Here is a 7,870-nt window from a genome sequence, read left to right as displayed (position 1 = left end):
GGCGACAACGCCGAGCTGGACGTCGAGCTGATCACCCCGATCGCCATGGACCAAGGCCTGCGCTTCGCCATTCGTGAAGGCGGCCGCACCGTCGGCGCCGGCGTCGTCTCCAAGATCGTCGAATAGGCGATCTGACACCTTACTAACGATCAGGCCGCCGGAGAAATCCGGCGGCCTTTTTGTTGGGCTCAGTACGGGCTGGGACCTTGGCCCTGGACCGGACGCATGGACGAGACCGCCTCGCCCAGGCCGTACTGCCGCAGGTCCCGGACGTCGCGGTTGAAGATCTGGCAGCGGCCGCGGAAGTTGCTGTCGGCGCAGACCTGCCACGCGCCCCGGCCTTCGATGCGCAGGCTCATCGCGCGGTCATTGTACTGACGCGGCAGGTTGGTGATCTCGCGGCTGGACTGGAAGGCCTGACCCCCGAAGTCCGGCGAGCTGAAGAGCGTGATCCCGCCCTGACCCTGCCAGGGGGGCGGACGACCGCCGCCGCCGCCGCCGCTCCAGCCGCAGGCAAGCCGCCCGTTATCGTTGCGGATGTCGTCGCGGCAGTCCTGAATGCGGATGGAGCTGTAGTTCCATCGTCCGCGACCATCCTGGCAACTGGCCGTCAGGGTGGCGTTGCGGTCCGCGCCGCGCACCGTGGCGCTGCGGCAGCTCTGCCGGTAGCTGCCTTGGGGGAGCCAGCCCTGGCCGCCCCATGGGCCGCCCTGCTGTCCACCCCAGTTCCCACCCTGCTGACCGCCGGCGCCGCCTGGGCCCCAGCGCTCGGTCGACTGCGGCTGCTGCGGCTGTGGTTGGCTCTGGGCGGGCGCGGCGAGGAACGCCGCTGCGACGGCCAGAACAGCGAATGATGCCTTCATCTTGGTAATTCCTACCGATTCAAGTCACGAGCAGCACCGCAAAGGTGCTGGAAGCATAAGACACCAAGCCCAAGCTCCAGCAAGGCGATCTGGGCCATGGGACCGTTCGTCCCTCTGGTCAGCGGCCTGGGGAAGCCCAAGAGATCCATGCAGGCCTCCGTTCACGCACCCTAGAATCAAGAACTTAGCTGCCGATTCTGGAATTGACGCACGCGTCAATTTCCGTGTTTGCCGGACCAACGCCCCAGGCGCACAGTCGCGCTTGTCCGGTGAGGGCGTGACGTATGCGAGAAGGATAGAACAGCATGCGCGTATCGTTAGGGAGTGTGTCGGCGATCGTCTTGGCGGTCGCTCTGTGCGGAGCTTGTAGTGAGAAGGGTGCGGGACAGGCTCAAGCCTCCGCCGCGGCCCAGGTTCAGAAAATCACGGCGGTGGGATGCCCCGTCGTGGCCGAGACGACCGGATGCCTGACCATCGCCGCCGATGGACAGACCTATGACCTGGCGGGAGCGAGTCCGGCGGTGGACATGTCGCGCAAGGTTGGGGTTTCGGTGACTGGACGGCCAGCTGGCGGGACGTCGGCCTGCGGCGTGAAGCTGACCGACATCAAGGTCGACTATCTCGGCATCTCCTGCTGAGGGGCTAGCTGGGTTTCGGCGCGCGGGGCTGGGGGACTCCGGTCGCTGGATCGGTCTGGGTCTTGGTGTTGCGCGCCGAACCTTCTGCGCCGTCAGGCTCCGTGGCCGGGCGGGGAGGCCTGCCGGGCTTCATATCCTCGTCTCGGGTCTTGGCTCTGTCGTCGCTGTGCTCATTGGGGTTCGGCATGGAGATCCTCTATGTCGCTCGTAGTGTGAAACGCGCGGTGAGGGACCTTCGATCCTAAAGCTGTGATTTGCGCCGCATGGGCTGATCGCGGCCTTGCGAGTGCGGGAGTCGGCTGCTAAACGACCCGGCTTCGGCGATGAGCCGCGTGCGCCGGTGGGCCAGCAGTCCTCCGGTGTTTTGCTCATTGCTCGAAGTCCGGCCCGCGAGGGCAGGGCAGTAGGAGTGTAGCTCAGCTGGTAGAGCATCGGTCTCCAAAACCGAGGGCCGGGGGTTCGAATCCCTCCACTCCTGCCACCCTATATAAGTACGCCGGGCGCGGAGGTCCGCCGCCCACATGAAGAGAGTCATAAGAGCCTGATGGCTAGGAAACCGGGTTCGTCCCCGCAAGCGATGAAGAACCGGGCCGCTAAAACGGCAGCGGCGATCGCCCCTGCTTCGGCTTTGGCGCAAGGCGCGCCTGCGAAGAAGAAGCGCACGAGCCCGGCGCAGTTTTTCCGCGAAGTTCGCGCCGAAGGGCGCAAGATCACCTGGACCACGCGTAAAGAAACCTGGATCACCTCGGTGATGGTCGGGATCATGGTGGTCTTGGCTTCGCTGTTCTTCCTGCTGGTCGACTGGGTGTTGGGTTCAGGAATGAGCCTGCTGCTCAAGTTAGCTAACGGGGGTTAAGAGAGACATGAACGCCGAGACCCCTACCGCTCCCAATCCGCGCCACAAGTGGTACATCGTCCACGCCTACTCGAACTTCGAGAAGAAGGTGGCCGAATCGATCCGCGAGCAGGCCAAGAGCCAAGGGCTGGAGGAGACCTTCTCCGACATCCTGGTGCCGACTGAAGACGTCGTCGAAATCCGCCGCGGCCGTAAGGTCAACGCCGAGCGCAAGTTCTTCCCGGGCTATGTCCTGGTGAAGATGGAGCTCACCGACGAGGCTTACCACCTCATCAAGAACACCCCGAAGGTGACGGGCTTCCTCGGCTCGGGCTCCAAGCCCATGCCGGTCTCTGAAAAGGAAGTCGCCCGCATCATCGGCGCCATCGAAGAGGGTGTGGAGCGGCCGAAGCCGACCATCTCCTTCGAAATCGGCGAACAAGTCCGCGTCACCGACGGCCCCTTCGCCAGCTTCAACGGCTCGGTCGAACAGGTCGACGAAGAGCGCACTCGTCTGCGCGTGACCGTGTCCATCTTCGGACGCGCCACCCCGGTCGAGCTGGAATACGGTCAGGTCGAGAAGATCGCCTGATCGGACTAACCCGGCCCGATACTGGGCCGGGTTTCAAATCCGTGGGAGGGGAGGGTCACATAGCCCCGCACCACGGCTCAACAGACCGGGCGTCCGGTCAAAGAGGAGAAAATGGCCAAAAAGATTTTGGGCTATATCAAGCTGCAGGTGCCCGCGGGCTCCGCAACCCCTTCGCCGCCCATCGGGCCGGCGCTCGGTCAGCGCGGCGTGAACATCATGGGCTTCTGCAAGGAGTTCAACGCGCGCACCGAGAAGGAAGCCAAGGGCACCCCCCTGCCGACGGTCATCACCGTCTATCAGGACAAGTCCTTCACCTTCATCACCAAGACCCCGCCTGCGACCCACTACATCAAGCAAGCGCTTGGTCTGAAGTCGGGCTCCAAGGAGCCGGGCCGCGCCGTCGCCGGTTCGATCTCGCGCGCCCAGCTGCTCGAGATCGCTGAGAAGAAGATGAAAGACCTCAACGCCAACGACATCGACTCCGCCGCCAAGATCATCGAGGGCTCCGCGCGCTCGATGGGCCTCGAAATCGTGGAGGCCTAAGCCATGAGCAAGCAAGCCAAGCGCATTCAAGCCTGGTCCGGCGACCGTACCGTCGCTCACCCGGTCGACGCCGCCATGAAGCTGGTCAAGGCCAACGCCACGGCGAAGTTCGACGAAAGCATCGAGATCGCGGTCAACCTGGGCGTCGACCCGCGTCACGCCGACCAACAGGTCCGCGGCGTGGTTTCGCTGCCCTCGGGCACCGGCCGTGACGTTCGCGTCGCCGTCATCGCCAAGGACGCCAAGGCTGCTGAAGCAACCGCGGCCGGCGCCGACATCGTCGGCGGCGAAGAGCTGGTGGAGCGCATCCAAGGCGGCTTCATGGAATTCGACCGCGTGATCGCCACGCCGGACATGATGGCGCTCGTCGGCCGTCTGGGTAAGGTGCTGGGTCCGCGCGGCCTGATGCCGAACCCGCGCGTCGGCACGGTGACCCCGAACGTCGGTCAAGCCGTGAAGGACGCCAAGGGCGGCGCCATCGAGTTCCGCACCGAAAAGACCGGCATCATCCACGCCGGCATCGGCAAGGCGAGCTTCACTGACGAAGCGCTGTTGATCAACGTTCGCGCTCTCGTGGACGCGCTCAACAAGGCCAAGCCGTCGGGCGCCAAGGGCACCTACATCAAGAAGATCAGCCTGTCCTCGACGATGGGCCCGGGCTTCAAGGTGGAAATCGGTTCGGTCGGCGTCTAAGCCGCCCAACCAGCCATAAGACTCTCGATCAGGGGCGCAGCGGAAACGCTGCGCCCCTTTTCTTTGCCTCCATCGCGGCTAAGCTCGACCTTAACGAGAAGAGCCTGAGGGGGAGCGTGCGATGGTTGTCGGCCGAACGATACGAGGGCTGGCCTTGGCCGCGGCCTTGCTGGCGCCGCTAAGCGTGGCGCAGGCGGAGACCTTCAGTTTCGTCGCCCTGGGCGACACCGCCTACAATCCGAGCGTCGACTACCCGGTCTATGAGGCCCTGATCGCCAGGATCAATAAGGCGGGGCCCGCTTTTTCGATCCATGTCGGCGACACCTGGGGCGCGCTGCCCTGCACGGAGGACCAGCACCGCTCGATCCTGGGCTGGTTCGCGAAGTACGATCATCCAGTGGTCTACACGCCGGGCGACAACGAATGGGCCGACTGCCGCCGGCCGGACGTCCTGGAGGCCTATTCGCGCTATGTGGCGAAGAAGGCCACCCCGGCCGACCTCGCTCTGCTGATGCCGCTGCAAGGGCTGGACGCCGGCATGACCAGCGCCGGCTACGACGATCCGATCGGCAGCCTTGGCCTGATCCGCAAGGTGTTCTTCGCCAAGCCGCAGAGCGTCGGCGGCAAGCCCATGCCGCTGGTTCGCCAGCCCGACGTCTCGACGTTCAAGGACACCGCCGAGAACACCCGATGGGAGAAGGGCGGGGTGGTCTTCGCCACGATCAGCGCGCCGGGCTCCAACAACGGCTTCATAATGACTAGCGAGGCCCGCGCGGCCGAAGCGATCGCCCGCAACCGCGCCAATATCGACTGGATTAAAACGACCTTCGCCGACGCCAAGGCCAAGAACGCCAAGGCTGTCGTGATCTCGCTCCAGGCCGCCATGTTCGATGAGCGTGATGGCGGGGAGTTTAGCGGCAAGGCGGTGCGCGGCGGCCGCGAGGGGCCATATCATTGGACCGTCCTGGCGATCCGCGACCTGGGCGGCCGGTTCGGCAAGCCGGTGCTGGTGATCAACGGCGATGACCACGATTTCATCGTCGATCGGCCGTTCATGGTCAGCCAAGGGGAGATGAAGCCCGCGCTCTATGGCAACATCACTCGGCTGCAGGTCTATGGCGCGCCCGAACTGAGGGCGGTGAAAGTCGGCGTCGACACAGATACGCCCTGGGTCTTCAGCTTCGAGCCGCTCTACAACTGACCGCCGTGGAGGCTTGCCTTGGAACTCAAGACCACCCGTTACGAGATCAAGGATGGGATCGCGACCGTCACTCTGTCGCGGCCCCAACGACGCAACGCCTGGACCGGGCGGATGCACACCGAGTACCGCTGGATCCTCAGCCAGGCAGATCATGATCGCAATGTCCGGGTGATCGTTGTGACCGGCGATCCTGAGGGGCAGGCGTTCTGCGCCGGAGCCGATCTCGGCGCGCTGGAGGGGCATTCGGAAAAGGGGCGGTATGATCCCGGCACCGCCGACGACATCGCCACGCCCGGCTTCGGCGTCGATCCCCATTTCGATGCGGCCTTCGCCTATCACTTCGGTATCGGCAAGCCGATCATCGCCGCGATCAACGGCCCCGCGGCGGGAGTAGGGCTGGTCCTGGCGGCCTTCGCCGACCTGCGTTTCGCTGCGCAAGGGGCGAAGTTCACGGCCGCCCACGGGCGCTTCAACTTCCCCGCCGAGTTCGGTCTGTCCTGGGTGCTGCCGCGCATCGTCGGCCTGACCCATGCTAACGACATCCTGCTGTCCAGCCGCGTCTTCACGGCGCAGGAGGCCCAGGCGATGGGGTTCCTGAACCGGCTGACAGAGCCCGAGGCCCTGATGCCGAGCGTCATGGACTATGCCCGCAACCTCGCCGACAGCGTCGCGCCCGGATCGGCCCGCGAGACCAAGCGGCAGATCTATCGCGATTTGCACCGCGACGCCGCCGGCGCGGTCGTGGCCGCTGAACGGCTGCTGGAAGCCATGATCACCGAACCGGACTACAAGGAAGGCGTGAAGGCCTGGACCGGGAAGAGGAAAGCCAATTGGCTCGGCTAAGCGCGCGATCGGCTCCCATGGTGGGGGAGGGCGCCTCGCCGCTGGCGCTATATTTGTGGTTCGCCGCGCGTGGCTCGTTTGTCTGGGCGGTCTCCACGCTGATTCTCCGGTTGCTGCCGTCGGCCTGGGTGGACCGGCCCGCCTGGACCTTGCTGATCAGCGGGGCGGTATCCGGCGCAGGCCTAGTGATCGCGACCCTGGTGTTTGTTCGCAAGGTCACGCCCGACCATCGGCTAGGCGCGCTGGTGGCGTTCGTCGCTCCGCAAATGCTGCTGGATGCAGGGGTTACGGCGCTTTTCGGCCAGGTCCTGCCGAACTTTCCGATTAGTCACGCGCCGTTGTTCGGCGCCTTCGTGCTGTGGTGCTACGCGGTGATGCTGACCACCGCGGTCATCGCCACCCGGCCACGTCGCTGACGGGGCTGTTGTCTTGTCGGCCGTGAGCGTGTAAAGGCCGCGCCTTCAAGAGTTTCGTCTCTCCGCAAGGAGAGGCGTGGACGGGGGGCTTGCTCCCCGATCCTGTCCAAGAACTGTGGGGAACCGGGGGCCGCCCGGATCCGTGACGCGAGGAAGAGCCCTTCCTCAAGCACAGGGAGACGGGAAGATGAAGTTCCGCCGACCATCGGCTTAGATGGGCGTGTGAACTGCGGCTTCTCTCAAAGGACAGGCTTAAACGATCCGCGTGAGGGTTCGCCTTCGCATGGGTCGTCTGCTGCGGTCGTCGGAATCGTCCGGCGGCCAACTTGAGTATGGAGACCGCAATGGACCGCGCTCAAAAGCAGGAGTCGATCGAGACGCTTAAGGGCGTTTTCGAAGGCGCCGGCGCCGTGGTCGTGACCCACAACCTGGGTCTGACCGTTGCGCAAATGACCGATCTTCGGGGCCGCCTCCGCAAGGAAGGCGCCCAGCTGAAGGTGGTGAAGAACACCCTGGCTCAAAAGGCTTTGAACGGCTCGATCGGCGAGGCGGGCGACGCCCTCTTCACCGGCCCTGTCGCCATCGCCTATGCGCCGGACGCCGTCTCCGCCGCCAAGATCACTGCTGAATTCGCCAAGGGGAACGAAAAGTTCGCCATCGTTGGTGGGTTCATGGGCACCGAGATCCTGGACCAGAAGGCCATCAGCGCGCTTGCGACGCTGCCGTCCCTCGACCAGCTCCGCGGCAAGATCATCGGCCTTCTGCAAGCCCCGGCCACCAAGGTCGCCGGCGTCCTGCAGGCCCCGGCCGGCCAGCTGGCTCGTGTCTTCGGCGCATATGCCGCCAAAGACGCCGCCTGATCGTCATTCCCGAACACAACTTCAATTCCCTAAGGACACATACACATGTCGAAGCTCGAAAAGCTGGTCGAAGAACTCTCCACCCTGACCGTCCTGGAAGCCGCTGATCTCTCCAAGCTGCTCGAAGAAAAGTGGGGCGTCTCGGCCGCCGCGCCGGTCGCCGTCGCCGCTGCCGGCGGCGCTGCCGCTCCGGCCGAAGCCGCCGAAGAGCAAACCGAGTTCACCGTTGTTCTGACCGCCGGTGGCGACAAGAAGATCAACGTGATCAAGGAAGTCCGCGGCGTCCGTCCGGACCTCGGCCTGAAGGAAGCCAAGGACCTGGTCGAAGGCGCTCCGCAGAACGTCGTCGAAAACGTCTCGAAGCAAGTCGCCGACGAAATCGCCAA

The 7,870-nt window shown here is 64.8% G+C and carries 11 protein-coding genes, 1 tRNA gene and 1 pseudogene; 12 read left to right on the top strand and 1 reads right to left on the bottom strand.

All coding sequences use genetic code 11. The features are described from left to right. Positions 1 to 126, top strand: a pseudogene (tuf, locus tag Q7T84_RS16870) (elongation factor Tu); the annotation flags it as partial. A 62-nt stretch (positions 127 to 188) separates the two neighbouring features. On the opposite strand, the gene Q7T84_RS16865 reads toward tuf, so the two are convergent. After that, complete coding sequence (locus Q7T84_RS16865) at positions 189 to 863, bottom strand: beta/gamma crystallin-related protein (RefSeq protein ID WP_304811141.1); 675 nt, start codon at positions 861 to 863, stop codon at positions 189 to 191. A gap of 305 nt (positions 864 to 1,168) precedes the next feature. Between Q7T84_RS16865 and Q7T84_RS16860 the strand changes: the two genes are divergently transcribed. The 11 genes from Q7T84_RS16860 to rplL all read left to right on the top strand — a co-directional run. Next, positions 1,169 to 1,501, top strand: a complete 333-nt coding sequence (locus tag Q7T84_RS16860; RefSeq protein ID WP_304811139.1) for a hypothetical protein — start codon at positions 1,169 to 1,171, stop codon at positions 1,499 to 1,501. Between the two features lie 405 nt (positions 1,502 to 1,906). Next, positions 1,907 to 1,982: transfer RNA gene (locus Q7T84_RS16855), tRNA-Trp, on the top strand. Positions 1,983 to 2,045: 63 nt separating this feature from the next. Further along, positions 2,046 to 2,357 carry a preprotein translocase subunit SecE gene (gene secE / locus Q7T84_RS16850; protein ID WP_304811137.1) on the top strand — a complete coding sequence of 104 codons (312 nt, stop codon included), beginning with the start codon at positions 2,046 to 2,048 and terminating at the stop codon, positions 2,355 to 2,357. A gap of 7 nt (positions 2,358 to 2,364) precedes the next feature. Further along, positions 2,365 to 2,928: a transcription termination/antitermination protein NusG gene (gene nusG / locus Q7T84_RS16845; protein WP_304811135.1), complete on the top strand. Its 564-nt coding sequence runs from the start codon at positions 2,365 to 2,367 to the stop codon at positions 2,926 to 2,928. 111 nt (positions 2,929 to 3,039) lie between these two features. Beyond that, positions 3,040 to 3,471 carry a 50S ribosomal protein L11 gene (gene rplK, locus Q7T84_RS16840; protein WP_304811133.1) on the top strand — a complete coding sequence of 144 codons (432 nt, stop codon included), beginning with the start codon at positions 3,040 to 3,042 and terminating at the stop codon, positions 3,469 to 3,471. 3 nt (positions 3,472 to 3,474) lie between these two features. Further along, on the top strand, positions 3,475 to 4,164 hold the full coding sequence (gene rplA, locus Q7T84_RS16835; RefSeq protein WP_304811131.1) for a 50S ribosomal protein L1: 690 nt from the start codon (positions 3,475 to 3,477) through the stop codon (positions 4,162 to 4,164). A 121-nt stretch (positions 4,165 to 4,285) separates the two neighbouring features. Next, on the top strand, positions 4,286 to 5,365 hold the full coding sequence (locus Q7T84_RS16830; protein ID WP_304811129.1) for a hypothetical protein: 1,080 nt from the start codon (positions 4,286 to 4,288) through the stop codon (positions 5,363 to 5,365). Between the two features lie 18 nt (positions 5,366 to 5,383). Further along, positions 5,384 to 6,208, top strand: a complete 825-nt coding sequence (locus tag Q7T84_RS16825) for an enoyl-CoA hydratase-related protein (protein ID WP_304811127.1) — start codon at positions 5,384 to 5,386, stop codon at positions 6,206 to 6,208. After that, positions 6,196 to 6,624 (top strand): DUF5367 family protein, encoded by a 429-nt coding sequence (locus tag Q7T84_RS16820; RefSeq protein WP_304811124.1) that lies wholly within the window; start codon positions 6,196 to 6,198, stop codon positions 6,622 to 6,624. The genes Q7T84_RS16825 and Q7T84_RS16820 overlap by 13 nt, the downstream gene beginning before the upstream one ends. A 344-nt stretch (positions 6,625 to 6,968) precedes the next feature. Further along, positions 6,969 to 7,484 carry a 50S ribosomal protein L10 gene (gene rplJ / locus Q7T84_RS16815; RefSeq protein ID WP_304811122.1) on the top strand — a complete coding sequence of 172 codons (516 nt, stop codon included), beginning with the start codon at positions 6,969 to 6,971 and terminating at the stop codon, positions 7,482 to 7,484. Between the two features lie 45 nt (positions 7,485 to 7,529). Further along, positions 7,530 to 7,870: 50S ribosomal protein L7/L12 (gene rplL, locus Q7T84_RS16810; RefSeq protein ID WP_304811120.1), on the top strand; the 341-nt coding region annotated here is incomplete at its 3' end.

Source organism: Phenylobacterium sp., assembly GCF_030654915.1.
Taxonomy (GTDB): domain Bacteria; phylum Pseudomonadota; class Alphaproteobacteria; order Caulobacterales; family Caulobacteraceae; genus Phenylobacterium.
This window is presented reverse-complemented; position numbering and strand designations above follow the sequence as displayed.

Excerpts from the sequence above, each read along its gene's own strand:
- Q7T84_RS16865 (WP_304811141.1), bottom strand. The coding sequence starts at position 863 with ATGAAGGCATCATTCGCTGTTCTGGCCGTCGCAGCGGCGTTCCTCGCC.
- Q7T84_RS16860 (WP_304811139.1), top strand. The coding sequence starts at position 1,169 with ATGCGCGTATCGTTAGGGAGTGTGTCGGCGATCGTCTTGGCGGTCGCT.
- secE (WP_304811137.1), top strand. The coding sequence starts at position 2,046 with ATGGCTAGGAAACCGGGTTCGTCCCCGCAAGCGATGAAGAACCGGGCC.
- nusG (WP_304811135.1), top strand. The coding sequence starts at position 2,365 with ATGAACGCCGAGACCCCTACCGCTCCCAATCCGCGCCACAAGTGGTAC.
- rplK (WP_304811133.1), top strand. The coding sequence starts at position 3,040 with ATGGCCAAAAAGATTTTGGGCTATATCAAGCTGCAGGTGCCCGCGGGC.
- rplA (WP_304811131.1), top strand. The coding sequence starts at position 3,475 with ATGAGCAAGCAAGCCAAGCGCATTCAAGCCTGGTCCGGCGACCGTACC.
- Q7T84_RS16830 (WP_304811129.1), top strand. The coding sequence starts at position 4,286 with ATGGTTGTCGGCCGAACGATACGAGGGCTGGCCTTGGCCGCGGCCTTG.
- rplJ (WP_304811122.1), top strand. The coding sequence starts at position 6,969 with ATGGACCGCGCTCAAAAGCAGGAGTCGATCGAGACGCTTAAGGGCGTT.